At 67.4% G+C, this 26758-nt stretch carries 27 protein-coding genes; 11 read left to right on the forward strand and 16 right to left on the reverse strand.

Annotated elements, in window-relative coordinates; genetic code table 11:
• Positions 1–17 precede the first annotated feature (17 nt).
• The 5 genes from folK to AC3WVS_RS17175 all read right to left on the reverse strand — a co-directional run bounded on the left by folK (position 18) and on the right by AC3WVS_RS17175 (position 4690).
• A complete protein-coding gene (gene folK, locus AC3WVS_RS17155; protein ID WP_010815027.1) occupies positions 18–557 on the reverse strand; it encodes a 2-amino-4-hydroxy-6-hydroxymethyldihydropteridine diphosphokinase in 540 nt (179 codons plus the stop codon).
• Positions 558–2099: a polynucleotide adenylyltransferase PcnB gene (gene pcnB / locus AC3WVS_RS17160; RefSeq protein WP_010815026.1), complete on the reverse strand. Its 1542-nt coding sequence runs from the start codon at positions 2097–2099 to the stop codon at positions 558–560.
• Between the two features lies 1 nt (position 2100).
• Positions 2101–2775: a histidinol-phosphatase gene (locus AC3WVS_RS17165; protein WP_058697802.1), complete on the reverse strand. Its 675-nt coding sequence runs from the start codon at positions 2773–2775 to the stop codon at positions 2101–2103.
• A 92-nt stretch (positions 2776–2867) separates the two neighbouring features.
• Positions 2868–3575 carry a DnaA regulatory inactivator Hda gene (gene hda / locus AC3WVS_RS17170; protein WP_492319635.1) on the reverse strand — a complete coding sequence of 236 codons (708 nt, stop codon included), beginning with the start codon at positions 3573–3575 and terminating at the stop codon, positions 2868–2870.
• A gap of 44 nt (positions 3576–3619) precedes the next feature.
• Positions 3620–4690, reverse strand: coding sequence for an AI-2E family transporter (locus tag AC3WVS_RS17175; protein ID WP_492319636.1), 1071 nt, complete (start codon positions 4688–4690; stop codon positions 3620–3622).
• A gap of 193 nt (positions 4691–4883) precedes the next feature.
• Here AC3WVS_RS17175 and purM point away from each other — a divergent pair, with 193 nt between their 5' ends.
• The 5 genes from purM to AC3WVS_RS17200 all read left to right on the forward strand — a co-directional run bounded on the left by purM (position 4884) and on the right by AC3WVS_RS17200 (position 11265).
• Positions 4884–5936, forward strand: coding sequence for a phosphoribosylformylglycinamidine cyclo-ligase (gene purM / locus AC3WVS_RS17180; protein WP_492319637.1), 1053 nt, complete (start codon positions 4884–4886; stop codon positions 5934–5936).
• Positions 5937–6271: 335 nt separating this feature from the next.
• Positions 6272–7600, forward strand: coding sequence for an MFS transporter (locus AC3WVS_RS17185; RefSeq protein ID WP_010815021.1), 1329 nt, complete (start codon positions 6272–6274; stop codon positions 7598–7600).
• Positions 7601–7648: 48 nt separating this feature from the next.
• Entirely contained in the window at positions 7649–9085 is a 1437-nt protein-coding gene (gene hydA / locus AC3WVS_RS17190) for a dihydropyrimidinase (protein WP_492319638.1), read from the forward strand.
• Between the two features lie 37 nt (positions 9086–9122).
• A complete protein-coding gene (locus tag AC3WVS_RS17195) occupies positions 9123–10517 on the forward strand; it encodes an amidase (protein WP_492319639.1) in 1395 nt (464 codons plus the stop codon).
• A gap of 4 nt (positions 10518–10521) precedes the next feature.
• Complete coding sequence (locus AC3WVS_RS17200) at positions 10522–11265, forward strand: aspartate/glutamate racemase family protein (protein WP_492319640.1); 744 nt, start codon at positions 10522–10524, stop codon at positions 11263–11265.
• Positions 11266–11293: 28 nt separating this feature from the next.
• Here the strand turns inward: AC3WVS_RS17200 and AC3WVS_RS17205 are convergent, their stop codons facing one another.
• From AC3WVS_RS17205 to mutL, 4 genes are all read right to left on the reverse strand, one after another.
• Entirely contained in the window at positions 11294–12031 is a 738-nt protein-coding gene (locus AC3WVS_RS17205) for a GntR family transcriptional regulator (protein WP_492319641.1), read from the reverse strand.
• 101 nt (positions 12032–12132) lie between these two features.
• On the reverse strand, positions 12133–12633 hold the full coding sequence (locus tag AC3WVS_RS17210; protein WP_492319642.1) for a GNAT family N-acetyltransferase: 501 nt from the start codon (positions 12631–12633) through the stop codon (positions 12133–12135).
• 81 nt (positions 12634–12714) lie between these two features.
• A complete protein-coding gene (miaA, locus tag AC3WVS_RS17215) occupies positions 12715–13683 on the reverse strand; it encodes a tRNA (adenosine(37)-N6)-dimethylallyltransferase MiaA (RefSeq protein WP_439668232.1) in 969 nt (322 codons plus the stop codon).
• Between the two features lie 34 nt (positions 13684–13717).
• Entirely contained in the window at positions 13718–15700 is a 1983-nt protein-coding gene (mutL, locus tag AC3WVS_RS17220) for a DNA mismatch repair endonuclease MutL (protein ID WP_492319643.1), read from the reverse strand.
• 165 nt (positions 15701–15865) lie between these two features.
• Here mutL and AC3WVS_RS17225 point away from each other — a divergent pair, with 165 nt between their 5' ends.
• A complete protein-coding gene (locus tag AC3WVS_RS17225; RefSeq protein ID WP_035821236.1) occupies positions 15866–16519 on the forward strand; it encodes a VTT domain-containing protein in 654 nt (217 codons plus the stop codon).
• 54 nt (positions 16520–16573) lie between these two features.
• Here AC3WVS_RS17225 and AC3WVS_RS17230 read toward each other — a convergent pair whose 3' ends face one another.
• Both AC3WVS_RS17230 and murJ read right to left on the reverse strand, forming a co-directional pair.
• Positions 16574–17422, reverse strand: coding sequence for a SirB1 family protein (locus AC3WVS_RS17230; RefSeq protein ID WP_340524264.1), 849 nt, complete (start codon positions 17420–17422; stop codon positions 16574–16576).
• A gap of 96 nt (positions 17423–17518) precedes the next feature.
• Positions 17519–19069: a murein biosynthesis integral membrane protein MurJ gene (gene murJ, locus AC3WVS_RS17235; RefSeq protein ID WP_492319644.1), complete on the reverse strand. Its 1551-nt coding sequence runs from the start codon at positions 19067–19069 to the stop codon at positions 17519–17521.
• A 327-nt stretch (positions 19070–19396) separates the two neighbouring features.
• Here murJ and rpsT point away from each other — a divergent pair, with 327 nt between their 5' ends.
• Positions 19397–19663 carry a 30S ribosomal protein S20 gene (gene rpsT, locus AC3WVS_RS17240; RefSeq protein ID WP_010815010.1) on the forward strand — a complete coding sequence of 89 codons (267 nt, stop codon included), beginning with the start codon at positions 19397–19399 and terminating at the stop codon, positions 19661–19663.
• 113 nt (positions 19664–19776) lie between these two features.
• On the opposite strand, the gene AC3WVS_RS17245 is transcribed toward rpsT, so the two are convergent.
• Positions 19777–20076: a DUF3579 domain-containing protein gene (locus AC3WVS_RS17245; protein WP_492319645.1), complete on the reverse strand. Its 300-nt coding sequence runs from the start codon at positions 20074–20076 to the stop codon at positions 19777–19779.
• Positions 20077–20513: 437 nt separating this feature from the next.
• On the opposite strand from AC3WVS_RS17245, the gene argF reads away from it, so the two are divergent.
• Together argF and ppnP are read left to right on the forward strand one after the other, a co-directional pair.
• Positions 20514–21437 (forward strand): ornithine carbamoyltransferase, encoded by a 924-nt coding sequence (argF, locus tag AC3WVS_RS17250; protein WP_035821233.1) that lies wholly within the window; start codon positions 20514–20516, stop codon positions 21435–21437.
• A gap of 85 nt (positions 21438–21522) precedes the next feature.
• Positions 21523–21834, forward strand: a complete 312-nt coding sequence (gene ppnP, locus AC3WVS_RS17255; RefSeq protein WP_010815007.1) for a pyrimidine/purine nucleoside phosphorylase — start codon at positions 21523–21525, stop codon at positions 21832–21834.
• 33 nt (positions 21835–21867) lie between these two features.
• On the opposite strand, the gene murB is transcribed toward ppnP, so the two are convergent.
• A complete protein-coding gene (gene murB, locus AC3WVS_RS17260) occupies positions 21868–22878 on the reverse strand; it encodes a UDP-N-acetylmuramate dehydrogenase (RefSeq protein ID WP_492319646.1) in 1011 nt (336 codons plus the stop codon).
• A gap of 125 nt (positions 22879–23003) precedes the next feature.
• On the opposite strand from murB, the gene AC3WVS_RS17265 reads away from it, so the two are divergent.
• Positions 23004–23489, forward strand: coding sequence for a YajQ family cyclic di-GMP-binding protein (locus tag AC3WVS_RS17265; protein WP_492319647.1), 486 nt, complete (start codon positions 23004–23006; stop codon positions 23487–23489).
• A 52-nt stretch (positions 23490–23541) separates the two neighbouring features.
• Here the strand turns inward: AC3WVS_RS17265 and AC3WVS_RS17270 are convergent, their stop codons facing one another.
• The 3 genes from AC3WVS_RS17270 to AC3WVS_RS17280 form a co-directional block, all read right to left on the reverse strand.
• Positions 23542–24000 carry a DUF192 domain-containing protein gene (locus AC3WVS_RS17270; RefSeq protein ID WP_492319648.1) on the reverse strand — a complete coding sequence of 153 codons (459 nt, stop codon included), beginning with the start codon at positions 23998–24000 and terminating at the stop codon, positions 23542–23544.
• 187 nt (positions 24001–24187) lie between these two features.
• A complete protein-coding gene (locus AC3WVS_RS17275) occupies positions 24188–24391 on the reverse strand; it encodes a hypothetical protein (protein WP_340524285.1) in 204 nt (67 codons plus the stop codon).
• Positions 24392–24496: 105 nt separating this feature from the next.
• A complete protein-coding gene (locus tag AC3WVS_RS17280) occupies positions 24497–25159 on the reverse strand; it encodes a pseudouridine synthase (protein ID WP_492319649.1) in 663 nt (220 codons plus the stop codon).
• Positions 25160–25432: 273 nt separating this feature from the next.
• Between AC3WVS_RS17280 and icd the strand changes: the two genes are divergently transcribed.
• Positions 25433–26683, forward strand: a complete 1251-nt coding sequence (icd, locus tag AC3WVS_RS17285; protein WP_492319650.1) for an NADP-dependent isocitrate dehydrogenase — start codon at positions 25433–25435, stop codon at positions 26681–26683.
• Positions 26684–26758: the final 75 nt, after the last annotated feature.

Consider the following 26758-nt stretch of genomic DNA (forward strand, 5'->3'; position numbering starts at 1 on the left):
GGCGCCGCCGGGCGGGGTCAGCCAGGGCTGCCGCCATCGCCGGTCTCGCCAGCGGCGGCCTGCATGCGCAGGCACTTGCAGGTAGAGACCTTCTCGATGCGCTGCGCGCCCACGCCGGCCAGGTAGTCGGCGGCGCGTCCGCGCCCGGGGATGGCCAGCGCGGCGTCCAGCTCCAGCAGCGGTACCAGCGTGAAGGCGCGCTCGGTCAGGCGCGGGTGCGGCACCGTCAGGTGCTCGTGGTCGTGCTGCTCGTCGCCGAACAGCAGCAGGTCCAGGTCCAGCGTGCGCGGCGCGTTGCGGAACGGACGCTCGCGGCCGAACTGGTCCTCGATGTGGTGGCAGATGCGCAGGAGCTGCGCCGCGGTGAACGAAGTCTGCACCTTGACCACCGCGTTGTAGTAGTCGTCGCCGCCGGCATCGACCGGGGCGGTGCGGTAGAGCGATGAGCGCGCCAGCACCGTGATGCCGACCTGCTGGGCCAGACACACGATGGCGTCCTTGATGGCCTGGCGGGCATCGCCAAGATTGGCCCCGATGCCGATGAAGGCAAGCGTCATTTAGGTTTCCTCCGGCTGGCCGGGGCCGGCATGTGCTGCCTCGCCCGCGTCCGTGTCGCTCCGGGAAGACACTTTATCCGATTTCCGCGGACCGCGCCGGCGGCGCTTCTTGCGTGCCGGGCCTTCGCCCTCGGCGCCCTGGCCACCCTGACTGCCATGACCACCTTGACCACCGGGGCCGCGCGCGCTGCGTACCGCGTCGATCAGGTCCTCGCGCTCGCCCGGGTCGGCGTCCTGGAAGTCCTGCCACCAGGCGGCCAGTTCCTCGGGCAGCTCGCCCGACTGGCAGCGCAGGTGCAGGAAGTCAAAGCCGGCACGGAAGCGCGGCGACTCCAGCAGGCGGAACGGCATGCGGCCCACGCGCTTTTCAAAGCGCGGCTGCATGCCCCAGATATCGCGCATGTCGGTGACGAAGCGGCGCTGGATCGCCAGCTGGCCGGTCTGCTTTTCCAGCACCATGTCCATGGCGGTGTTCAGCGCGGCAATGGCGTGCTCGCCCTCTTCGCGCAGCCTGGTCCAGCGCTGCAGCACGTGGTGCCACAGCAGCGCGGCGAACAGGAAGCCCGGCGAGACCGGCTTGCCGGCCTGCACGCGGCGGTCGGTGTTGTCCAGCGCCAGCTGCACGAAGCGCTGGCCCATGGGCTGCTCCAGCGCCACGTCCAGCAGCGGCAGCAGGCCCTGGTGCAGGCCTGCCTTGCGCAGCTCCTGCAGCGAGGCCCAGGCGTGGCCGGACATCAGCAGCTTGAGCATCTCGTCGAACAGGCGCGCGCTGGGCACGTTGTGGATCAGCGACGCCAGGCCGGCGATCGGGTGGCGCGTGGCCTCGTCGATGTCGAAGCCGGTCTTGGCGGCGAAGCGCACCACGCGCAGCATCCGGATCGGGTCTTCGCGGTAGCGCGTGACCGGGTCGCCGATCATGCGCAGCGTGCGCGCGCGGATGTCTTCCATGCCGTGATGGTAGTCATGCACGGTCTGCGCGGCCGGGTCGTAGTACATCGCGTTGATGGTGAAGTCGCGGCGTTCCGCGTCTTCGGCCTGCGAGCCCCACACGTTGTCGCGCAGCACCCGGCCCGAGGCATCGATCGCATGGGTCTTGCTGTCGAGCTCGGCGCGCTTGAGGCGGCGGCCTTCGGGCAGGGTCTCGCTGGCGATGGCGTCGACCAGCGCGCGGAAGGTCGAGACCTCGATGATTTCCTGCTCGCGCCCGCCGTAGAAGGTCACGTGCACGATCTGGAAGCGCCTGCCGATGATGCGCGAGCGCCGGAACAGCGCCTGCACCTGGTCGGGCGTGGCGTTGGTCGCGACGTCGAAATCCTTGGGCTTGATGCCGAGCAGCAGGTCGCGCACCGCGCCGCCCACGATGTAGGCCTGGTAGCCGGCCTGCTGCAGCGTGGAGGTGACCTTGACGGCATTGCGCGACAGCAGCGCGGGGTCGATCTGGTGTTCGTCGGCGCCGACGATGCGCGGCGTATGGGCGCGGCCGGTGCGGCGCAGCTTGGGGCTGGGTTTGCCCAGCAGCCGGGTAATGAGCTTCTTGATCACGTCAGAACAGATCCATGATGCGCCAGCCTGCCGCGGCGGCGTGGTGGCGCAGGCGATCGTCCGGGTTGGTGGCGATCGGCTCGGAGACTTTTTCCAGCAAGGGCAGGTCGTTGGCCGAGTCGCTGTAGAAGGTGGTCGTTTCGAAGTGGTCCCACTGCGCGCCCTGGCTCCTGAGCCAGGATTCGACGCGGGTGATCTTGCCTTCGCGGAAGCTGGGCACGCCGTGGACCTCGCCGGTGAACTGGCTTTCCGGCTTGCCGTCGATGGTGGCGGGCTCGGTGGCGATCAGGTGCTTGATGCCGAAGGCCGCGGCGATCGGCGCGGTGACAAAGCTGTTGGTGGCGGTCACCACGGCGCACAGGTCGCCGGCTTCCAGGTGCTTGTAGACCAGCGCGCGCGCCTGCGGCGTGATCACCGGGTCGATCACCTCGTGCATGAAGCGCACCCGCATGGCATCGAGCCGGTCGCGCGGGTTGGCCGCCAGCGGCGCCAGCGCAAAGCGCAGGAAGGCCTGGATATCGAGGGTGCCGGCCTTGTAGTGGCCGTAGAACTCGTCGTTCTTCTGCCGGTAGGTTTCCTCGTCGACGACGCCCAGGCGGACCAGGAAGCGGCCCCATTCATGGTCGCTGTCGGTCGGGATCAGGGTGTGGTCGAGGTCAAAGAGTGCCAGATTCATGGGCGGCGATTTTACCTTAAGGCGAGAGGTCGGGCGGGCAGGCAGGCAGGCGCCGGGGCCGCATTGGGTGCGGTATGGGCGCCGATCCGGCGCTAATCCCGGAATTCAGCAAACATTTCACGCAGCAGCGGCAGCGTCACAGGGCGCTTGCGTTCCAGCGAGTAGGTGTCGAGCGCGTCCAGCAGCGCCATCAGGCTGGGCATGTCGCGGTAATGCCGCGTCACCAGCCAGTGCGTGATCTCCGGCGACAGCTGCAGGCCGCGCTCGCGTGCCGCATGCAGCACAGCGGCCTTCTTGTCGTCGTCCGACAGCGGCGCGACCTGGTACACCAGGCCCCAGCCCAGGCGCGTGCGCAGGTCTTCGCGCACCGGCATCGCGCGCGGGGCCAGGCCGCCGGCCACCACCAGCGCGGTGCGCACGTGGGCGCGCACCTCGTTGTAGAGCGAAAACACCGCGATCTGGCGCGCTTCATCCAGCAGCTCGACGTCATCGACGGTGTAGAGGTGGCACCACGGGTCGAACAGGAAGTCCGACAGCGGGTGGTGCGGGCTCAGGTAGCGGCTGCGGATGCCGTGCTGCGGCCCGGCCTCGCATAGCGCGTGCAGCAGGTGGGTACGGCCGCAGCCGACCTCGCCCCACAGGTAGACCAGCCGGTCGCTGGCGTGCTCCTGGGCGAGCGCGGCGGGCAGTTCGCGCAGGCGCTGCACCGCCTCGCGGTTGGATGCCACCACGAAATTCTCGAAGGTCGAAGGCGGCGGGCTGCCCAGCTCGAGCGACAGTTGCTTGGGACGCGGGGACATGACGTATGGCTAACTTGCGGGTGTGGGCAGCAGTGGGGCAGCCGTTATTTTCGGTACAGGTCGCTGGCCAGGTAAACCCGCCGCAGCTGCCGCGCGCCGACCAGCAGCACGGCACAGGTCGGCAGCGCCAGCAGCACGCCGAAGAAGCCGAACAGCTGGCCGAAGGCGAGCAGCGCGAAGATCACCACCAGCGGGTGCAGGCCGATGCGCTCGCCCACCAGGCGCGGCGTCAGGTAGAAGCTCTCGATAAACTGGCCGAAGCCGTAGACCACCGCCACCGCGGCCAGCCCGTACCAGTTGCCGAACTGCAGCAGCGCGGCCAGGATCGCCATGACCAGCCCGACACCAAAGCCAATATACGGGATAAACACCGCCAGTCCCGTGAAGACCCCGACCGGCACGCCGATATCGAAGCCGGCGATGGTCAGGCCGATCGAGTAGATCGCCGCCAGGATCACCATCACCAGGATCTGGCCGCGCAGGTATTGCGACAGCAGCGCGTCGGTCTCGTTGGTCAGTTCGCGCACCTTGGGCACCCAGCGGCGCGGCACCACGCCCTCGATGCGGCGCATCACCATGTGCCAGTCCATCATCAGGTAGAACATGACGATGGGCACGATAAAGACGATGCCGGCCACCGTGATCAGCGCCGAGCCCGACATCTTGACGTAGTTCAGCAACACCACCAGCAGGTCTTCCGGGCTGGCGGAGAAGCGGTCCGACAGCATGTTGCGCAGGCCCGGGAAGTCAAAGCGGATGCGCACGCCGAACTCCGCCAGCCGGGGCGAGACCACGGAGTTGAGCTTCTTCAGCAGGATCGGCAACTGTTCGCGGATCTGCGGGATCTCGCGTTGCAGCACCGCGATCGCCAGCAGTACCAGCATCACGCAGATCACCGTCAGCAGCAGGATCATCAGCGTCACGCCGACCGCGCGCGGCACCCGGCGGCGCTGCAGCCAGTCCACGCCCGGGTTGAGGATATAGGCGAAGATGAACGCGAACAGGAACGGCGTCAGCACCGGCGCCAGCGCGATGATGGCGGCGAACAGCGCGACGGCCACGACGACCCAGAGCAGGATACGCTTGGCCTCTTGGTTCAACAGCGGGGCATTCATCAATAGTTGGGGGGACGGGCGACTGCGCCGTTTGCGGCGGAATCTCGCCGGAAACTGGAAGCGGGGGGCCTCTATCCGTTAAAATTGCAATTCTACTGGACTCGCGCCCGCCTTCCGATGCCAAGCAACGGAAGCCGCAGTGGCCCGAGCGCCGGATTCCTCACTTTATTTCCTCCAGGACAAGCAGGTTCCCATGAGCGCATCCCCGACCGCCGGCCAGGCAGGCCTTTCCTACCGCGACGCCGGTGTTGATATCGATGCCGGCGACGCACTGGTCGACCGCATCAAGCCGTTTGCCAAGCGCACCATGCGCGAAGGCGTGATGGCGGGCATCGGCGGGTTCGGTGCGCTGTTCGAACTGTCGAAGAAGTTCCAGGAGCCGGTGCTGGTGTCGGGCACCGACGGCGTCGGCACCAAGCTCAAGCTTGCGTTCCAGCTCAACCGCCATGACACCGTCGGCCAGGACCTGGTCGCCATGAGCGTCAACGACATCCTGGTGCAGGGTGCCGAGCCGCTGTTCTTCCTCGACTACTTCGCCTGCGGCAAGCTGGACGTGGACACCGCCGCCACCGTGATCCAGGGCATCGCCCGCGGTTGCGAACTGGCCGGCTGCGCCCTGATCGGCGGCGAAACCGCCGAAATGCCCAGCATGTACCCGGACGGCGAATACGACCTGGCCGGCTTTGCCGTCGGTGCGGTCGAAAAGAAGAAGATCATCGACGGCAGCACCATCACCCCGGGCGACGTGGTGCTGGGCCTGGCTTCGTCGGGCGCGCACTCCAACGGTTACTCGCTGGTGCGCAAGATCATCGAAGTGGCCAAGCCGGACCTGAACGCCGACTTCCACGGCCAGCGCCTGCAGGACGCGATCATGGCGCCGACGCGCATCTACGTGAAGCCGCTGCTGTCGCTGATCGAAACCCTGCCGGTCAAGGGCATGGCCCATATCACCGGCGGCGGCCTGACCGAGAATGTGCCGCGCGTGCTGGCGCAGGACGTCACCGCCGTGCTCAAGCGCGATGCCTGGACGCTGCCGCCGCTGTTCCAGTGGCTGCAGGCGCAGGGCCGCGTGGCCGACGACGAAATGCACCGCGTGTTCAACTGCGGCATCGGCATGGTCGTGATCGTGGCCAAGGAAGATGCTGAGCGCGCTATTCGCCACCTGCAAGCGGCCGGCGAGGCCGTGTGGCAGATCGGTGAGATCCGCGAACGCGCCGAGGGCGAGGCGCAGACCATCGTGGTCTGACGACACCGAAGCCTTCCGGCAAGAACGGCGCATGCCTTAGGGCATGCGCTTTTTTTTCGTCCAGCGTACGGCTCATCAGGGTTTACCCAAAGCCTCACACCCGCTTTGTGCCCTGCGCTGCCCGAGTCCCGTTTTCGTGCATCGCACCAAAATCCAGCATGCATCTTCACCAAGTCTGACAAACAATATTTTGCTTGATTGTATGGCGGTTTATCGCCTAATGTACTGAGCAAAGACGCGGCACACGTATGCCGCGTCCGGAGACAACGCCTCCGCGCGATGCCGGCAACCACCGGCGGCGCAGGGCGCAGGCCAGGACCATTGGAGGATCCACCATGCAAGCAGTCAGCATCGACGCAGCGGCAAAAGGCGCGTCGGCCCAGAAGCAGTCCGTCGCGCGCGTCGCCGGGGCCAGCCTCGCCGGCACCACGCTCGAGTTCTACGACCACTTCATCTACGGATCGGCCGCCGCGCTGGTCTTCCCCAAGCTGTTCTTCCCGCAGAGCGACCCGCTGACCGCGACGCTGCTGTCCTTTGCCAGCTACGGCGTGGCCTTCGTGGCGCGGCCGCTGGGCGCGGCGATCTTCGGCCATTTCGGCGACAAGATGGGCCGCAAGTCCATCCTGATCATTACGCTGCTGATGATGGGCCTGGCCACCTTCGGTATCGGCCTGCTGCCGACCTATGCCGCCGCGGGCGCGCTGGCACCGGTGCTGCTGGTGCTGCTGCGCGTGGTGCAGGGCCTGGCGCTGGGCGGCGAATGGGGCGGGGCGGCGATCATGGTCAACGAGCTCGACCCTGAAGGGAAACGGCGCGGCATCCTCGGCAGCCTGGTGCAGCTCGCCGCGCCGATCGGCCTGCTGCTCGCCAACGGCGTATTCGCGCTGGTGACCTGGCAGGTCTCGGAAGAAGCCTTCCTGAGCTGGGGCTGGCGCGTACCGTTCCTGCTGTCGGCGCTGCTGGTGGGCGTCGGGCTCTACATCCGCTCCAACGTGCGTGAATCCGGCATGTTTGAGAAGCTGGAGGAATCCCACGCCGAAGCGCGCGCGCCGATCATGGAAGTGCTGCGCAACTACAAGAAGCAGCTGCTGATCGCCTTCGGCGCGCGGCTGGGCGGCGACATCGCCTTCTATGTGTTCACCCTGTTCCTGCTGTACTTCGTGCCGACCAAGCTGGGCCTGCCCAAGAGCATCGCGCTCAATGCCGTGCTGCTGGGTGCGGTGGCGCAGATCCTGTTCATCCCGGTGGCCGGTTACCTGGCCGACCGCATCGGGCGCCGCCCGGTGCTGATGATCGGCGGCATCGGCGGTGCGGTGTGGGCCTTTGTCTTCTTCACGCTGGTCAAGACCGGCAGCCCGGCTTTGATCATGCTGGCCTCGTTCGTCGGCATGGTGCTGGTGTCGTTCATGTTCTCGCCGCTGGCGTCGTTCCTGCCGGAGCTGTTTGCCACCCGGGTGCGCGTGACCGGTGCCTCGCTCGGCTTCCAGTTCGCTGGTGTGTTCGGCGGCGCGCTGGCCCCGCTGATCGCGGTGGGCCTGCTCGACCGCTTCGGCAGCACCGCGCCCGTTGCGCTGTACCTGGCGGCGGTGTGCGCGCTGATCGCAATCGCCGCGGCGGCCGCGCGGGAAACCAATCGCATGCACCTGTCCGACGCGGACCGCTGAATGCGGACCAAGGCGAGCGGCAGCAACAATCTTCTCGTGAGCAGTATCGTGAAACAGTTCGACCTGATCATCCGCAACGGCACCGTGGTGACCGCCAGCGACACCATGCAGTGCGATATCGGCATCGCCGGCGGCCGCATCGTGCAACTCGGCCACGACCTGGGCGAGGCCGCGCAGACCATCGACGCCAGCGGCAAGCTGGTCTTGCCGGGCGGCGTCGATGCGCACTGCCACCTGGACCAGCCGATGCCGGACGGCCTCAGGATGGCTGACGACTTCCGCACCGGCTCGGTGTCGGCGGCCTGCGGCGGAACCACTACCGTGATCCCGTTCGCCGCGCAGGAGAAGGGCCATTCGCTGCGCGCGGCGGTGAACGACTACCACCAGCGCGCCGACGGCAAGGCTGTGGTCGACTACGCCTTCCACCTGATCGTGGCCGATCCTACCGAGGCGGTGCTGCAGGACGAACTGCCGGGGCTGATCCGCGAGGGCTATTCGTCGTTCAAGGTCTACATGACCTACGACGACCTCAAGCTGAACGACCGCGAGATCCTTGAGGTGCTGTCGGTGGCGCGCCAGGAGGGCGCGCTGGTGATGGTGCACGCCGAGAATTCGGACTGCATCGCCTGGCTGACCGAGAAGCTGGGAGCGGCGGGCAACACCGCGCCGAAGTTTCACGCGCTGGCCCGGCCGATGGCGATCGAGCGCGAGGCCACGCACCGCGCCATCACCTTCTCCGAACTGGTCGACGTGCCGATCCTGATCGTCCATGTATCGGGCAAGGAAGCGGTCGAGCAGATCCGCTGGGCGCGCAACCGCGGCATGAAGATCTTTGCCGAGACCTGCCCGCAATACCTGTTCCTGACCGCCGACGACCTCGATCAGCCCGGCTACCACGGCGCCAAGTGCGTGTGCAGCCCGCCGCCGCGCGACCGCAGCAACCAGGAAGTGATCTGGGACGGCCTGGCCGACGGCCTCTTCACCATCTTCTCGTCCGACCATGCACCGTTCCGCTACGAAGACGCGCAGGGCAAGAAGCCTGGCGGCAAGGAAGTCCCGTTCCAGTACATCCCCAACGGCATTCCCGGCCTGGAAACGCGGCTGCCGCTGCTGTTCTCGGCTGGCGTGGTGGGCGGCCGCATCTCGGTCAACCAGTTCGTCGCGCTGACCTCGACCAACCCCGCCAAGCTCTACGGCCTGCATCCGCGCAAGGGCACCATCGCCATCGGCGCCGATGCCGACCTGGCGATCTGGGATCCGCAGCGTGAGGTGACGATCCGCAACGCCGACCTGCATCATGCTGTCGACTACACCCCGTATGAAGGCCTGCGCGTGACCGGCTGGCCGGTGACCACGCTGGTGCGCGGCAAGGTCGTGGCGCATGAGGGCGAGGTGCTGGCCGAGGCCGGCCACGGCCGGTTCCTGCCGTGCGGCCTGCCGGAGATGGCCAGGCCGCGCTATCGCACCTCGGGTGGCAGCCTGTGACGGCAGCCTTGCCGATGCTTTGACTGAAACGACTGACATGGAACTGACCAACCGCCTGGACGCCACCACTATCGCGGCCCGCGTCGCCGCCGGCCGCCTCGATCCCGCCGAGGTGGTCGCCGCCTTCCAGGCCCGCATCGCGGCGCGCAATGACCAGCTCAACGCCGTGTTCGAGCAGCGCCAGGAACTGGTCGATGCCGACCTGGCGCAGCTGCGCGCGCGCCTGGCGCAGGGCGAGCGCCCGTTGCTGGCGGGCGTGCCGGTGATCGTCAAGGACGTGATCTGGAGCCAGGGCCGTCGCGTCACGCAGGGCTCGCAGCTGTACCGCGACTTCATTGCGCCCGCCGACGCGATTGCGGTCGAGCGCCTGCACCAGGCCGGCGCGATCGTGCTCGGCATGGGCAATACCTCGGAGTTCGCCTGCAAGGGCCTGACCACCAACAAGGTCTACGGGCTGACGCGCCATCCGCTCGATGCCACGCTGACCGCGGGCGGCTCGTCTGGCGGCTGCGCGGTGGCGGTGGCGGCCGGCATGGCGCCGCTGGCGCTGGGCACCGACGGCGGCGGTTCCAGCCGGCGCCCGCCAGCGCATGCCGGCGTGGTCGGCTTCAAGCCTTCCTACGGCGCGATTCCCGATTCGGTCGGCTTTCCCCATGCCTTCAATGGCATCCAGGTGATTGCGCCGATCACGCGCACGGTGGCTGACGCCGAGCTGATGTTCGAGGCGCTGGCCGGCGCCGATCCGCGCGATCCCGATACGCTGGGCTTCTCGCTTGGCGCCGCGCGCCCGCTGCATACGCTGAAGATCGCGGTCAGCCCGCGCCTGGGCCTGGACACCCCGGTCGACGACGATGTCGCGCAGGCCTTCGAGCAGGCCGTGGCCCGGCTGCAGGCCGCGGGCCTGACCATCGAGCGTGCCGACCCGGCCTGGCCGAAGGGCGCCGACGAGGCCGCGCTGATGCCGCTGCAGCATGTCGGCCTGGCCAATCTCTACGGCGAGGCCTGGCGCCGCGACCCGGAGCTGTTCGATCCCGACGTGGCGCGCCAGATCGAGCGCGGGCTGGCCTGGAGCGGCGCCGACGTGGCCCGCGCGCGCGAAGCCAGCCACCAGATCGCGCTGGCCATGGCCGGGTTCTTTACCGGCTATGACCTGCTGCTGTGCCCGACCACCCCGTGCGTGGCGTGGCGCAACGACCGGCTCGGGCCGGAGCGGATCGGCGGCGTGGCGGTGGAGCCGCGCGCCCATGCGGTGTTCACGCCCTTCTTCAACCATGCGCTGGCGCCGGCCATTTCGGTGCCCTGCGGCCATGGCCGCGACGGGCTGCCGGCGGGCCTGCAGATCGCCGGCCCGCGCGGTGCCGACCGCAACGTGCTGGCCGCGGCCAGGCTGGCCGAAAGCGTGCTGGCGCCGTTGCTCAACCCTGCCGGATAACGTCATGCGAATCCTTGTCCTGAATCCGAACACCAGCGCAGGCATCACCGCGCGGCTGATGGCCGCTGCCACCGAGGCCGCGGCCGCCGGCACCGAGCTGGTGCCGCTGACCGCCAGCCGCGGCGTGCCCTATATCGCCACGCGCGCCGAGGCGCAGATCGGCGGTGCCATCGCGCTCGAGATGCTGGCCGAGCACCATGGCCAGTTCGACGCGGCCATCATCGCGGCCTTCGGCGACCCCGGCCTGATGGGCGCGCGCGAACTGTTCGACCTGCCGGTGGTGGGCATGGCCGAGGCGGCGATGCTGTCGGCCTGCATGCTGGGCCGGCGCTTTGCCATCGTGACCTTTGCGCGGGCGCTGGGGCCCTGGTATGAGGAGTGCGTGGACATGCATGGCCTGCGCGGCCGGCTGGCCGGCATCCGCATGCTCGATGGCAGCTTTGCCTCGGTGTCGGACGTGCAGGAAGAGAAGGAAGCCGTGCTGGTGGAACTGGCCAACCGCGCCGTGGCGGAGGATGAAGCCGATGTGGTGATCCTGGCCGGCGCGCCGCTGGCCGGCCTGGCCGCGCGCGTGCGCGACCGCATTCCGGTGCCGGTGGTCGACCAGATGGCCGCCGCCGTCAAGCAGGCCGAGGCGCTGGTCGCGCTGCAGCCGCGCAAGGCCACAGCGGGCACGTTCCGCCGCCCGGATGCCAAGCCCACGCTGGGTTTGCCCGCGGCGCTGGCGGCGCGCATCGAGCACCGCTAAGCCGCCTCGCCGCCGATGACGCCGCGGCTCAGACCGCGGCGAACACCGCTTCCAGATCGACCTTTTCCTCAGCCGGCAGCTCCAGCCGCAGCGTGCTTTCGACATGGCCGAGGTGCTCCGCCATCAGCCGCGCGGCGCGCTCGCCGTCGCCGGCTTCCAGTGCATCGACGATGTCGTCGTGTTCATGGTGCGGGCACGACGGCACGCCCGGCGCGTCATAGAGCGCGATGATCAGGCAGGTCAGCGAGCACAGCTCGCGCATGTACTTGCCCAGGTACTGGTTGCCGGTCATTTCCGCCAGCTTGCAGTGGAACTCGCCCGACAGCCGGATGATGGCGCGGCGGTCGTTGCTGTCGCGCGCCTGTGCTTCCTGGCGCGTGGTTTCGCGCAGCGCGCGCACACCCGGCGCGCCGATGGCGCCGGCCAGGTCGCGCACCAGCGCGGGTTCCAGCAGGTGGCGTGAATGCAGCACCTGGCGCGCTTCGGCCACGCTCGGGCTGGAGACGAAGGTGCCGCGGTTGGGATGCACCGTCAGCACGCCTTCATGCGCCAGCTTGGCAAAGGCCAGCCGCACCTTGGTGCGGCTCACGCCGAACACGCCGCCCAGCTTTTCCTCGACCAGCTTGGTGCCCGGCGGCAGCCGGTGCTCCCAGATCGCGGTCAGGATGCGGTCGGCGATGGCCTCGACCGACGCGCCGCGCGCACTGTCCGCGTCGGTCTCATTGATACCGTCGGTGGCGGGCAGGTCGGCTTTGGTTCGTGGCATGGTGGTTGGCGTTGACGGCCCGGAAAAAGACAGTCGATGTCGTTATTGTATGGCGGCTCGCCATCAAGTGTATAACAGCGGCGTCGGGCCGGTTGCCGTTCTTACTGCGCGCCGAGCTTGTCCAGCGCCTCGCCGGTCACGCGGCAGATGCGCCAGTCAGGAAGCACGTCGGCGCCCATGGCCTGGTAGAAGTCGATCGACGGCTGGTTCCAGTCCAGCACCGACCATTCGAAGCGGCCACAGCCGCGTTCGACCGCCAGCGCCGCGAGGTGCTTGAGCAGCGCCTTGCCCAGGCCGTGGCCGCGCCAGGCCGGATCGACATAGAGGTCTTCCAGGTACAGGCCGGGCCTGGCCAGGAAGGTCGAGAAATTGTGGAAGAAGAGGGCAAAGCCGACGGCTTGCCGGCCGCCATCGGTGCCGACTTCGACCAGCACCGCTTCGGCATGCGGCGTGGCGCGGAACAGTGCATCCTGGATCTTCTGCGGCGTGGCTTCGACGATATGCGTCAGCTTTTCGTATTCGGCCAGCGCCAGGATCAGGTTGAACAGCGTCTCGCTGTCGGCGGCGGTGGCGGGGCGGAGCGTGAAGGCGGGCTTGGACATGCTGGGTCGGCTCTCCGGAAAACAGGGATTCGGAATTATCGCCTGTGCGTCACTTGCCGCGCCAGCTTGCATGCAATCGGGTCAGTGCCCGAAGTCCGCCAGCTTGCGCACCTGGTCGACATACCCGGGCGCCAGGCAATCCACCACCAGCCGCTCGGGCGTGCTGCGCAGCCAGGTCAGCTGGCGCTTGCACAGCTGGCGCGTGGCGGCGATGCCGCGCTCGCGCATGGTGGCAAAGTCTGCGTCGCCGTCGAGGTACTCCCATACCTGCCGGTAGCCGACGCAGCGGATCGACGGCAAGCCCGGATGCAGGTCGCCGCGCCGGCGCAGCCGCTCGACTTCCTCGATAAAGCCGTTGGCCAGCATCGCGTCATAACGCTGCGCGATGCGCGCGTGCAGCGCCAGGCGGTCCGATGGCTCCAGCGCAATCACGCGGAAGCGCTGGTCCGCCGCGCCGGCAAAGGTGCGCCCCTCGGCCTGGCGCGCCAGCAGCGCCGACATCGGCTGGCCGGACAGGCGATGGATCTCCAGCGCGCGCTGGATGCGCTGCGCGTCATTGGGCGCGAGCCGCGCCGCGGTGACCGGGTCGACCTCGGCCAGCATCGCATGCAGCGCCGGCCAGCCGCGCTCGGCGGCAAGCTGGTCGAGCTCCGCGCGCAGCGCGGCATCGGCCTGGGGCAGGTCATTGAGCCCCTGCGTCAGGGCCTTGTAGTAGAGCATGGTGCCGCCGACGATCAGCGGCACATGGCCGCGCGCGCGGATCTGTGCGATCAGCCGTTCGGCATCGGTGACGAACTGCGCCGCGGAGTAGCTGTCGGCCGGGTCGATGATGTCGATCAGGTGGTGCGGCGCGGCTGCAAGTTCTTCGCGCGTGGGCTTGGCGGTGCCAATATCCATCTCGCGGTACACCAGCGCCGAATCCAGGCTGATGATCTCCACCGGCGCGTCGGCCGCCAGTGCCAGCGCAGCCGCGGTCTTGCCCGAGGCGGTGGGGCCGAGCAGGCAGACCACGGGCGGATGCGTGGCGGAATCGTGGGGTACGGCGGACATCGGAAACCTTGGATGAGTCGTGCGGGCGAGCGGCTTACTGCCCGCGCAGGAACAGCCGGTCCAGCTCGGTCACGGTCAGTTGCACCCAGGTCGGGCGGCCGTGGTTGCACTGGTCGGCGCGCTCGGTCTGCTCCATCTGGCGCAAGAGCGCGTTCATTTCCTCGAGCGTGAGCTTGCGGTTGGCGCGCACCGCGCTGTGGCAGGCGAGGGTGGCCAGCAGTTCGTTGCGGCGCTCGGCCAGCACGCGCGAGCCGCCATAGGCATGCAGGTCGCGCAGCACGTCGCGCGCCAGCGCTTCGGTATCGGCCTGCTGCAGCAGCGCCGGCACCGCGCGCACCGCGAGAGTGGTGGGCGACACCGGGGCGATATCGAAGCCCAGCAGCGTCAGCGTCTCCTGGTGTTCTTCGGCCACGCCGATCTCGACCGGGCTGCCGGGCAGCGTGACCGGGATCAGCAGCGGCTGCACCGCCAGGTCGCGCGCGTCCAGGCCGGCCTTGATCTGCTCGTACAGGATGCGTTCGTGCGCGGCATGCATGTCCACCAGCACCAGCCCGCGCGCGTTCTGTGCCAGCACATAGATGCCATGCAGCTGGGCGATGGCGTAGCCGAGCGGGTGGTCGTCGGGGGCGTCGGCAGGATCGGCAAAGCCGGCGCGCGCCGCCGGCGGCAGCCGGTCCAGCAGGCCGGGCGGGTCGTCGGCGCGTGCCGCCTGGGCGTCGGCCAGCCAGGCCGGCGGCTGCGCCGGGGTGCCGGGCATGGCGCCATAGGGCCGCGCCGCCGGTGCGGCGGCATCGCGCACCATGCCCAGGTAGGCCTGGCGTGGCTGGGCGATGCCGAGTTCGGTCTGGCGTGCCGCGGAATAATTGATCCACTGGCCGCCGCCACCACTGCCGCCGCCATAGCCTGGCCGTGCGCCGGCCGCCGGGGTCGCGCCGCCAGGCGGCAGGGTGATCTCGCCGTCGGCGTCGGTATGCAGGCTGTCGCCGTTCCCGCCGGCCTGCCGCGCCAGGCAGCGCTGCACCGCGTGGTAGACGAACTGGTGCACGGCGCGCGATTCACGGAAGCGCACTTCGATCTTCGACGGGTGCACGTTGACGTCGACCATCTCCGGCGGCAGGTCCAGGCACAGCACATAGGACGGGAAGCGGTCGCCGTGCAGCACGTCCTGGTAGGCGCTGCGCACCGCGTGGTTGAGCAGCTTGTCGCGCACGAAGCGGCCGTTGACAAAGAAGTACTGCTGGTCCGGCCGCCCGCGCGAGGCGGTGGGCAGCCCGGCAAAGCCATACAGGTGCAGCGTGTCGGCCTCTTCGTCCAGTGGCAGGCGGGCGCGGGCAAAGTCATTGCCCAGCACCTGCGCGGTGCGGGTGGCGACGTCGCCGGCATTCCAGTGCTCCAGCGGCTTGCCGTTGTGGTGGACCGAGATGGTCACGTCGGGCCGCGCCAGCGCCACGCGCCGCACCATCTCCAGGCAGTGCCCCAGCTCGGTTTGCTCCGATTTGAGGAACTTTCGGCGCGCTGGCGTGTTGAAGTAGAGGTGCTGCACGTCGACGGTGGTGCCGACCCCGCCCGAGGCAGGCTGCACCGTGCCGGTATCGGCGCTGACCTGGGTGGCATGGGCATCGGCCGCGGTGCGGCTGGTCAGGGCCAGCTGGGACACCGAGGCGATCGAGGCCAGGGCCTCGCCGCGGAAGCCCAGCGTCAGCACCGATTCCAGTTCGTCGAGCGACGCAATCTTGCTGGTGGCGTGGCGCATCAGCGCGACCGGCAACTCTGCCGCAGGGATGCCGCAGCCGTTGTCCGTGATGACGATGCGCCGCACGCCGCCTTCTTCCAACCGGATGCCGAGCTGCGTGGCGCCGGCGTCGAGCGCGTTTTCCAGCAACTCCTTGACCACCGAGGCCGGTCGTTCCACCACTTCGCCGGCGGCGATCTGGCTGATGAGCTGGTCCGGCAGCGGCCGGATCGGGCGCGGCTGCTGGGTGGTGCGCAGGGCGGTGCTGGAGGCGGAGGCAGGCATCCGGCGATTATACGTGGACGCCCGCACGGAGTCGGACGCGCAAAGGCGCCGCAGGTGACGGATTGGCGCGGCGGCTCTTGTATGATTCAGGCCAAGGCGGCCCAGGCCGCATCGGACAGAACGCAGTCAACCAAACCATCAACGGGGAACGACTTGGATCTCGCTTTGCAGCTCATCGACATGCTGGTGCATGTCGACAAATACCTCGGCACGGTCATCGACCAGTACGGCCACTGGGTCTATGCCATCCTGTTCCTGATCGTCTTTGCCGAAACCGGTCTGGTGGTCCTTCCATTCCTGCCGGGCGACTCGCTGCTGTTTATCGCGGGCGCCTTCTGCGCAACCGGCGCCATGAACGAGTGGGCACTGATCGGCCTGCTGCTGGTGGCGGCGATTTCCGGCAATACCGTCAACTACCTGGTGGGCAGCTGGATCGGGCCCAAGGTGTTCGACCACCAGTGGCGCTTCCTGGACCAGGATGCGCTGCGCCGCACCCATGACTTCTATGAGCGGCACGGCGGCAAGACGCTGGTGATGGCGCGCTTCGTGCCGATCGTGCGCACCTTCGCCCCGTTCGTGGCGGGCGTGTCGCAGATGACCTTTGCGCGCTTCCAGATGTTCAACGTGGTCGGCGCCGTGGCCTGGGTGGTCGGCCTGGTCTTTGCCGGCTACTTCTTCGGCAACCTGCCGTTCATCCGCCAGTACCTGAACCTGATCGTGCTGGCCGGCATCGGCGCGGCCGTGGTGCCGCTGGTGCTGGGCGGGCTGTGGAAGCTGGTGCGCGGCAACCGCCGCCGGCCCACGCGCGTGGAGCGCTGAGCCAGTGAGGGGCCGCGCAGCCTTCGCGCCCCTTTTTCACTATGAAGCGGGTTCTTAGTTGAGGCTGCGGCTCATCATCCGCAGCGCCGGCATGCGCTCGCGGATCTGGCCGATATCGGCCGCATCGGGCCGGGCCAGCACATAGGCTTCCAGGTCGGCCAGCGCGGGTCGGAAGCACTCCAGGTTGGCGTACGCCAGCCCCCGGTCGCGCACTTCCTCGATCGAACCCGGCAGCAGGATCACCAGCCGGTTCTGCACCGCCAGTAGCCGCTGCCAGCGCGACTCCTGCAGGTAGATTGCCTTCAGGTTGCGCAGCATGCGCGCGACGATCTCGCGGTGGCTGGCCGCGCGCAGGAACAGGCCCAGCGGCACCTGGCTGGCATCGCTGATGCCTTCGCGCTCCAGGTACGGATCCAGCATTTCCTGCAGCCGTTCCTTCGACAGGGTCTCGCCGGTGAGCGGGTCCAGGATCACCTCGCCGGCAGGAATCGTCATGCGCAGCAGGAAATGGTTGGGGAACGACACGCCCTTGAGCGGCAGGCCGATCTGCTGGCCCAGCTCCATGAACAGCACCGCAAGCGAGATCGGGATGCCGCGCCGCTGGCGCAGCACCACGTTCAGGTAGGAGTTGTCGGGGTCGTAGTAGTCGTTCGCGTTCGGGCCGAAACCCAGGTCGCGATAAAAGAAATGGTTCAGCAGGCGCAGCCGCTGGATCGCGGGGGTGCCTTCGGCGATCCGGCGCTTCAGGCGCAGCGCCAGCACGTCCAGCGCCGCAAGCTCGGCCTGCAGGTCCAGGTCGGGGTAGGCGTCCTGCGCGATGGACAGCGCGGTTTCGGTCAGCGGGATGCCGTTTTCGTCAGCCACGAGGCTGGCGAAATAATCCAGGACTTTGGTGGATGTCATGTCGGTTTCCCGGTGCAGCCGCCGGCACCGCGCGCAGCGTGGGTCACCATTGCCGGCTCGTTAGGTGGCCCATGCGTTGGCAGATTCGCTGGCCCATCAGCCGGCGCGGCGCCTGAAGGCAGAGTAGCGCAGTCCCATGAGCCACAGTGTACCGAAGTAGACCACCGCTGCAAGTACCAGGCACGAAGCCAGCAGCGCGATGCGCAGCAGCGGCGTCGCGCCCAGTCCGATCCAGTCGAAGTTGCGCGCGAACCAGAGCAGCATGCCGGACAGCAGCAGCACCGAGGCGCACAGCTGCGCCAGGAACAGCCACCAGCCCGGCGCCGGCCGGTACAGGCCGCGCCGGCGCAGGCCGAAGAACAGCAGCAGCGCGTTGATGGTGGCGCCGGCGCTGATCGACAGCGCCAGCCCGGCATGGCCGATCCACGGCACGAACGCATAGTTGCAGGCCTGCGTGATCACCAGCACCAGCAGTGCGATCTTCACCGGCGTGCGGATATCCTGGCGCGCATAGAAGCCGGGCGCCAGGATCTTGATCGAAATCAGCCCCATCAGGCCGACGCCGTACGAGACCAGCGCCTGGCGCGTCATCTCGACCGCGTGGGCGTCGAACTTGCCATAGTTGAACAGCACGGCGGTCAGCGGCGCGCCGAACACGAACAGCCCCACCGCGCAGGGCACCGCCAGCAGGAAGGTCAGGCGCAGGCCCCAGTCGAGCAGGCTCGAGTACTCGGCATGGTCGCCCGAGGCGTTGGCCTTGGACAGGCTCGGCAGCAGGATCGTCCCCAGCGCCACGCCCAGCAGCGCGGTCGGGAATTCCATCAGCCGGTCGGCATAGGTCAGGTAAGAGACGCTGCCCGCGGCCAGCCGCGAGGCGATATTGGTATTGATGATCTGGCTGATCTGCGCCACCGACACGGCCAGCAGCGCCGGCCCCATCTGCCGCAGGATGCGGCGCACGCCGGGATCGGAGCACGCCGCGCGCAGGTTGAAGCTCAGCCGCGGCATCACGCCCAGGCGCCGCAGCGCCGGCACCTGGATCGCCAGCTGCAGCACGCCGCCGACCAGCACGCCCCACGCCTGCGCGTAGATCGGCTGGTCCATGTGCGGGCCGACGAACAGGGCCGCGATGATCAGGCACAGGTTGAGCAGCACCGGCGTGAAGGCCGGCACCGCGAACTTGCGCCAGGTATTGAGGATGCCGGACGCCAGCGCCACCAGCGAGATCAGGCCGATATACGGGAACATCACCCGCGTCATGAACACGGCCGCGGTATACGTTTCGCTTTGCCCGCGGAAGCCGGTGGCGACCGCGGTCATCACCAGCGGTGCCCCGATCACGCCAAGCAGGGACACGCCCATCAGCACCCAGGTCATGACCGTGGCGACGGCGTCGATCAGTGCCTTGGTCGGCTCGTTGCCGCGCTTGGTGTGGTATTCGCCGAGGATCGGCACGAAGGCCTGCGAGAACGCGCCTTCGCCGAAAATGCGGCGCAGCAGGTTGGGAATGCGGAAGGCCACGTTGAACGCGTCGGTCATCTCCGACGCGCCGAAGGCGCGGGCGATCAGGATCTCGCGCACGAGGCCGGTGACGCGCGAGAGCATCGTCAGGCTGCTGATGGTGGCGAGCGCTTTGAGCAGGTTCAAGGTGCGGGTCGGTGCGGGACGGTGGATCGGTGCGGGCGCACCGCATGTCGGGGACGCCACTGAGACGCGGTCCGGGCGATAAAGTTGCCGGCGCGCCACGTGCCCCGGCACAATGTGGCGCTTATTATACGGATCGGCCCGGCGCCCGCCCGGCCTGAGCTGGCAAAGTGTCCGCCGTGTTGCTTTGTGCGCCGGCATCTGTGTATAATTGCCGATTCACAAGGACAGTTGCGTTCCGGATTCGTGTGTCAGTGCATCCCGGGTCGCTCGATATGACTTAATTGTTGTGTCCCCCGCGGCACGCATCTGAATTCAGGATATTTTTACATGGCAAATTCCGCACAAGCTCGCAAGCGCGCCCGCCAGGCCGTTGCCCAGAACGCTCACAACTCCAGCCTGCGTTCGCGTCTGCGCACCGCCGTCAAGGCCGTCCGCAAGGCCATCGACGCTGGCGATAAGGCCGCTGCCGCCGAGATCTTCAAGAACTCGCAAGCCGTGATCGACAGCATTGCCGACAAGAAGATCGTGCACAAGAACAAGGCTGCACGTCACAAGTCGCGCCTGTCGGCCGCCATCAAGTCGATGGCTGCCTGATCGCTGCCCGGGCCGCCCCGGCGGTCCAGCAGAGGCGGGTGCCCAGGCATCCGCCAACAAAAAAGCTCGTCATCCGACGAGCTTTTTTGCTTTCCGGCGCCAGGCCGGCAGGCTTATTCCAGCGAACAGGCTTCAACCAGCTGCAGGTTGTTGTCGCGCGCAAAATTGAGCACGAAATCCAGCGCCTTGGGTTCAATGTCGCGCAGCCGCACGTCCACCACCACGCATTTGACATTGCCGGCGAAGATCGGCCGCACGTAAGGGGAGTAGGTCAGGCGCGGGTCGCCGCAGTCGCCCTCGGGGCGGAACTGCGCCATCACGCCGCACAGCCGTTCGGCCCAGTCGCTCGGGCGGAAGGTCTTGCCTTCCTTGGTAATGCCTTGGATAAAGAATTCGCGAACGTTGGGGTTCATGAGGCTGGACACTGCGGGTGAGGCGGACGACTCGACGGTAAACCCGCTGGACGGGCGCCCGTTTGACGCGGCCGGGGCGCGTTTGGTTCGCGCTGGTTCCAGCCGGAAGGCGGGGCGTCGGTGTCTTGCGGGGGCACTTTTGATGCCGGCGGCGGGCAGCGGCATGGGTATGCCGGGCCCCGCGTGAATCAGCGGGTATTATATCTTATATAAGAGTTGCGCATAAGGGCGAATCCTGTCGGGAACCTGTCAGCGGGCCCGGGCAAGTGCAGGGCGCAAGTCCGTGCCGGGTTGTCCCGGACTCGCCAAAGCAGAAATAATCCCTTATGATTCTTGCAGTTAAATTGCGTATGCGACGCGAAAGGCGGCTCCGCGGCGCGCTTGAGTCATGAACACTTCGTGACGGCGCGTCCCCACCGAGCCGCCTTCTTTGTTTTATGAGCTCAACCCCGATCAAGCATTACCTCCAGTTCAGCGACTTCACTCCCGACGAGTATGAGTACCTGCTGGATCGCGCGCGGATCCTGAAGGCCAAGTTCAAGAACTACGAGACCTGGCACCCGCTGCACGACCGCACGCTGGCCATGATCTTCGAGAAGAATTCCACGCGTACGCGCCTGTCGTTCGAAGCCGGCATCCACCAGCTCGGCGGCCACGCGGTGTTCCTGAACACGCGCGACTCGCAACTGGGCCGCGGCGAGCCGATCGAGGATGCGGCGCAGGTGATCTCGCGCATGGTCGACATCATCATGATCCGCACTTTCGGCCAGGACATCATCGAGCGCTTTGCCGCGCATTCGCGCGTGCCGGTGATCAACGGCCTGACCAACGAATACCACCCGTGCCAGGTGCTGGCCGACGTCTTCACCTACATCGAGCAGCGCGGCAGCATCCGCGGCAAGACCGTGGCGTGGATCGGCGATGCCAACAACATGGCCTACACCTGGATCCAGGCCGCCGAGCGGCTGGGCTTCACCTTCCATTTCTCGGCGCCGCCGGGCTACCAGCTCGATCCGGCCATGGTGCCGGCGTCGGCCGCCGGCCTGGTCAAGGTCTTCGACGATCCGCTCACGGCCTGCCAGGGCGCCAGCCTGGTCACCACCGATGTCTGGACCAGCATGGGCTTCGAGGCCGAGAACGACGCCCGCAAGCGCGCCTTCAAGGACTGGATGGTCACCACCCCGATGATGGACCGCGCCGAGCCCGACGCGCTCTTCATGCACTGCCTGCCGGCGCACCGCGGCGAGGAAGTCGAGGCCGCCGTGATCGACGGTCCCAAGAGCGTGGTCTGGGAAGAGGCCGAGAACCGCCTGCACGTGCAGAAGGCGCTGATGGAATACCTGCTCTGCGGCCGCTACTGAACCAGCGCGGCGCGGGGGTGAACAGGGAGGGGCCGCGATGGCCCCTCTTTTTACGTCTTTCGTACAGAAACCCAAGGAGATGGAAGTGAGCCAGTTCGACAACGTGTCGGTCGTCAAGAAAGCCAACCTGTACTTTGACGGCAAGTGCGTCAGCCACACCGTGCTGTTCCCGGACGGCACCCGCAAGACGCTGGGCGTGATCTTCCCGGCCGCGCTGACCTTCAACACCGGCGCGCCCGAGATCATGGAAATCAACGCCGGCACCTGCCGCGTGCGCCTGGCCGGTTCGGAAGACTGGCAGACCTATGGCGCAGGCCAGCAGTTCAGCGTGCCGGGCAACAGCAGCTTCGATATCGAGGTGCAGGAAACGCTGGACTACGTCTGCCACTTCGCGTGACAGGCGCGGCGGGCCGGTCCTGGCCCGCCTGCTTTACAGCACTACCGGCTCCGGTTCGATGCGCACGCCAAAGCGCGCCTGCACCGCATCGGCGATACGGTTGGCCAGTGCCAGCAGCATCGCGCCGGTGCCGCCGCCGTGGTGCACCAGCACCAGCGCCTGCTTGCCGTAGACGCCCACCGGCCCATCGGTTACGCCCTTGAAGCCGCAGCGGTCGATCAGCCAGCCGGCGGCCAGCTTGTACGAGCCGTCCGGCTGCGCATAGCTGACCAGGTCCGGGTTGGCCTGCAGCAGCGCGTCGCGCTGCGCGGCGCTGACCAGCGGATTCTTGAAGAAGCTGCCCGCATTGCCCAGCTGCGCCGGGTCGGGCAGCTTGCGCGAACGGATCGCGACCACGGCGTCGCGAATCGTGCCCGCATCGGGCGCGGCCCGGCCATCGAGTTCGCGCGCCAGCTCCCCGTACGACAGCACCGGTTGCCACGCCTTGGGCAGGCTCAGCGTCACCGCCGTGATGATGTAGCGGCTGGCGCCGGCGCGCTTGAACAGGCTGTCGCGGTAGCCGAAGCCGCAGGCCCGCAGGTCCAGCCACACGAATGCGCCGGTGTGGCGGTCATAGGCGCGCACGCCTTCGAAGCGCTCGCGCAGTTCCACCCCGTAGGCGCCGATGTTCTGGATCGGCGCGGCGCCCGCGGTACCGGGGATCAGCGCCAGGTTTTCCAGGCCGGGCATGCCGTCGGCGATGGTGCGGTTGACCAGCGCGTTCCAGTTCTCACCGGCGCCGGCGGTGACCAGCCAGGCATCGCCAGTCTCCTCCGGCTGGTAGCCGGGGATTTCCATCAGCAGCACCAGCGCGTCCAGGTCGCCGGTCAGCACCACATTGCTGCCGCCGCCCAGGACCACCAGCGGCAGGCCGTCGGCACGCGGGTCGGCCAGGGCCGCGGTCAGGTCGGCTTCGCTGCGCACATGCACCGCAAAGCGCGCGCGCGCGTCGAATCCGAATGTATTGTGGCGACGCAGGGGATAGAATTCGTGGAAATCTGCCATGCAAGGGAAAGGTGACGCGGCCGCCGCTGGAGGGCAAGCGACCCGGAACTGCGAGGTAGGCTGGATTATACGGAAGGCGCCGTGCGCGGCCGGCTTCCGGGCATACGGATCACAAGGAGAATGCAATGCCGTCGTTTGATGTAGTGTGCGAAGCGAACATGGTCGAGGTGAAGAACGCCGTCGAGCAGGCCAACAAGGAAATCTCGACGCGCTTCGATTTCAAGGGCTCGGACGCCCGGGTCGAGCACAAGGAAAATGAACTGACTGCCTTTGCCGACGATGATTTCAAGCTGAGCCAGGTCAAGGATGTGCTGATCAACAAGATGGCCAAGCGCAACGTGGACGTGCGCTTCCTGGACTACGGCAAGATCGATAAGATCAGCGGCGACAAGGTCAAGCAGGTGATCACGATCAAGAAGGGCGTGACCGGCGACCTGTCCAAGAAGATCGTGCGCATCATCAAGGACAGCAAGGTCAAGGTGCAGGCCAGCATCCAGGGCGATGCGGTGCGCGTGTCGGGCGCCAAGCGCGACGACCTGCAAAGCGTGATGGCGATGCTGCGCAAGGACGTGTCCGAGGCGCCGCTGGACTTCAACAACTTCCGCGACTGATTCTTGCCCTCCGCGCCGGCGCTCCTGCCGGCGCCGCCTGGCGCTGCCGCACTCAGCGAGGCTGCGGCAGTCCGCCGATTTTAGCGCCGGCCTTGATGCCTTTCTGCGCGAACCATCCCTTGTTCATTTCCAGCGCATAGCGGATCGCCGCCTTCGGGCAATGGTTGCTCTCCGTGCGCGGCGCCATGTCCTCGATATTGACGATGGTGCCGTCATCGGCCAGGAAGGCGATCGACAGCGGCAGCTCGGTGTTGCGCATCCAGAAGCAGTGGCCCGCCTTCTGCTCGAACACGAACAGCATGCCGGCGTTGGGGGCCATGGTCGTGCGGTACATCAGCCCCTGTTCGCGCGCTGCCGGCGTGGCGGCAACCTCGGCCTGGATCGCAAACATGCCCGCGGTGAGCGGCACCACCGGCAGCGCGGCCTGCGCGTGCGCGATCCCGGCGCTCAGCGCGAGCAGGCCGGCAATCGAGGAGCATCGTGACAACAGCGTGTTGGACAGGAAGGGCATGGTGTTCAGTCTGAAATGGCGCGGGCAGCAGCCGCAAGCATAGCGCACGCGCGCCGTGCCGATGTGCGGCGGGCGGTACGTCGCGCATCACGAGCAATCGCGGCAACAAAAAAGGCAGGCGCCTGGCGGCAGCCTGCCTTCTCTTTCCTGCCTCGCGAGCGCACGGGGCAGGGAGGGGCGCCAGCGATTACTGGGCAGCCGGGGCCGAAGCGGCGGGGGCAGCCTTCTTCTTGCTGTGCTTCTTGTGGGTGGTCTTCTTCTTGGTCGTGGTCTTCGGGGCTTCCTTGGTGGCCGCGGGCGCTGCAGCGTCGGCGGCAGCAGGTGCCGAAGCCTGGGCGAAGGCGCCGGTGGCGAACAGGCCAACAACCAGAGCAGCGATCAGTTTTTTCATGACGTATTACCTCGAAGGATGAGAACAGTCGGAAAGATTGACGCGTGATAGGACGTGTCCCCGACAAGAACGAGGCCGCGGTCGCCAGCGTTGACCCGCGACTTGTTAGTTTTTGTAACGAGAACGCCGCTTGGTGTCGTTCGCCTGTCTGGTCTTCGAGACATGGGATCGCGGTGCCGGCTCCTGGCGCATGTGCGGTGCTGCCGGTGCCAGTCCCAGTTGCGCGGGCAACACCTCGCAGCAGGCCCCGGGCGCGAGGCCGAGCGCCCGCAGGTCGAGCGGGCCGATCCCGACGCGCACCAGCCGCAATGTGGGAAAGCCGACCGCGGCGGTCATGCGGCGCACCTGCCGGTTCTTGCCCTCGCGGATCTTCAGCTCCAGCCACGCGGTCGGGATCGCCGCGCGAAAGCGCACCGGCGGCTGGCGCGGCCACAGCCAGTCTGGTGCCTCGATCGCGCGTACCCTGGCCGGCTGCGTGACGAAGTCGCCCAGGTCTACCCCGGCGCGCAGCCGGGCCAGCGCGGCGGCATCCGGAATGCCTTCGACCTGTGCCAGGTAGGTCTTCTCCAGCTTGTGGCGCGGGTCGGCGATGCGGGCCTGCAGCGCGCCGTCGTCGGTCAGCAGCAGCAGGCCCTCGCTGTCGGCATCGAGCCGCCCGGCCGGGTAGACGCCGGGCACGCTCACGCACGCGGCCAGCGTCGGGCGCGTCGGGTGTTCCGAGAACTGGCTCATGGTGCCAAACGGCTTGTTCAGGGCAATCAGGGTCATGGGGCGCAAGTATGCCCCAGCGGCGCGCCGGGCCGGGAGATCGAAGGATCTGGGGTCCGGCCCGATTGGCGGATGATGAAAAATTGCTGCATAATACGAAATTAGTCTTGTGTCTTATATAAGACTGAAGGCAGCCCAGGGTGGCGCAAGGGTGATGCAATGCAGCACGGGCGCGCGGTAAGGCCCGCTACAATGCCACAGCGCCATCTCCCCGAATCTCGCCGACCGGCCACGAACCGGCGGCAGTCACAACCGTTCCGTACTGGAGACGTCATGTACCAACATATCAAGGTTCCGGCCGGCGAAAAGATCACGGTCAACCAGGACTTTTCGCTGAATGTCCCGGACAATCCGATCATTCCTTACATCGAAGGCGACGGTACGGGCCTCGATATCACCCCGGTGATGATCAAGGTGGTCGATGCGGCCGTGGCCAAGGCCTATGGCGGCAAGCGCAAGATCGCCTGGATGGAGATCTACGCCGGCGAGAAGTCGACCAAGGTCTACGGCCCGGACGTGTGGCTGCCGGACGAAACCCTGGAGGTGCTCAAGGACTATGTGGTCTCGATCAAGGGCCCGCTGACCACGCCGGTGGGCGGCGGCATCCGCTCGCTGAACGTGGCGCTGCGCCAGCAGCTGGACCTGTACGTCTGCCTGCGCCCGGTGCGCTACTTTAAGGGCGTGCCCTCGCCGGTGCGTGAACCGGAAAAGACCGACATGGTGATCTTCCGCGAGAACTCGGAGGACATCTACGCCGGCATCGAATGGGCGGCCGAGAGCGAGCAGGCGAAGAAGCTCATTAAGTTCCTGCAGGACGAGATGGGCGTCAAGAAGATCCGCTTCCCGGCGACCTCGGGCATCGGCATCAAGCCGGTCTCGCGCGAGGGCACCGAGCGCCTGGTGCGCAAGGCGATCCAGTACGCCATCGACAACGACAAGCCGTCGGTGACGCTGGTGCACAAGGGCAACATCATGAAGTTCACCGAAGGTGGCTTCCGTGACTGGGGCTACGAACTGGCGCAAAAGGAATTCGGCGCCGAGCTGGTCGACGGCGGCCCGTGGTGCAAGTTCAAGAACCCGAAGACCGGCAAGGACATCGTGGTCAAGGACGCCATTGCCGACGCCTTCCTGCAGCAGATCCTGCTGCGTCCGGCCGAATACTCGGTGATCGCCACGCTGAACCTGAACGGCGACTATGTCTCCGACGCGCTGGCCGCGCAGGTCGGCGGCATCGGCATCGCCCCGGGTGCCAACATGTCTGACTCGGTCGCCATGTTCGAGGCCACCCATGGCACCGCGCCGAAGTACGCCGGCAAGGACTACGTCAACCCGGGCTCCGAAATCCTGTCGGCCGAAATGATGCTGCGTCACATGGGCTGGACCGAAGCCGCGGACCTGATCATCTCGTCGATGGAGAAGTCGATCCTGTCCAAGAAGGTGACGTATGACTTCGCCCGCCTGCTGGAAGGCGCGACGCAGGTGTCGTGCTCGGGCTTTGGCCAGGTGATGATCGACAATATGTAAGCACGGACTCCCGCTGCGGCGGGCGACCTGCCAAGGAAAACCCCGGTGCCGTCTGGTCGGCGCCGGGGTTTTTTC

This window comes from Cupriavidus sp. CPT47-8839-RL05A (assembly GCF_058792255.1).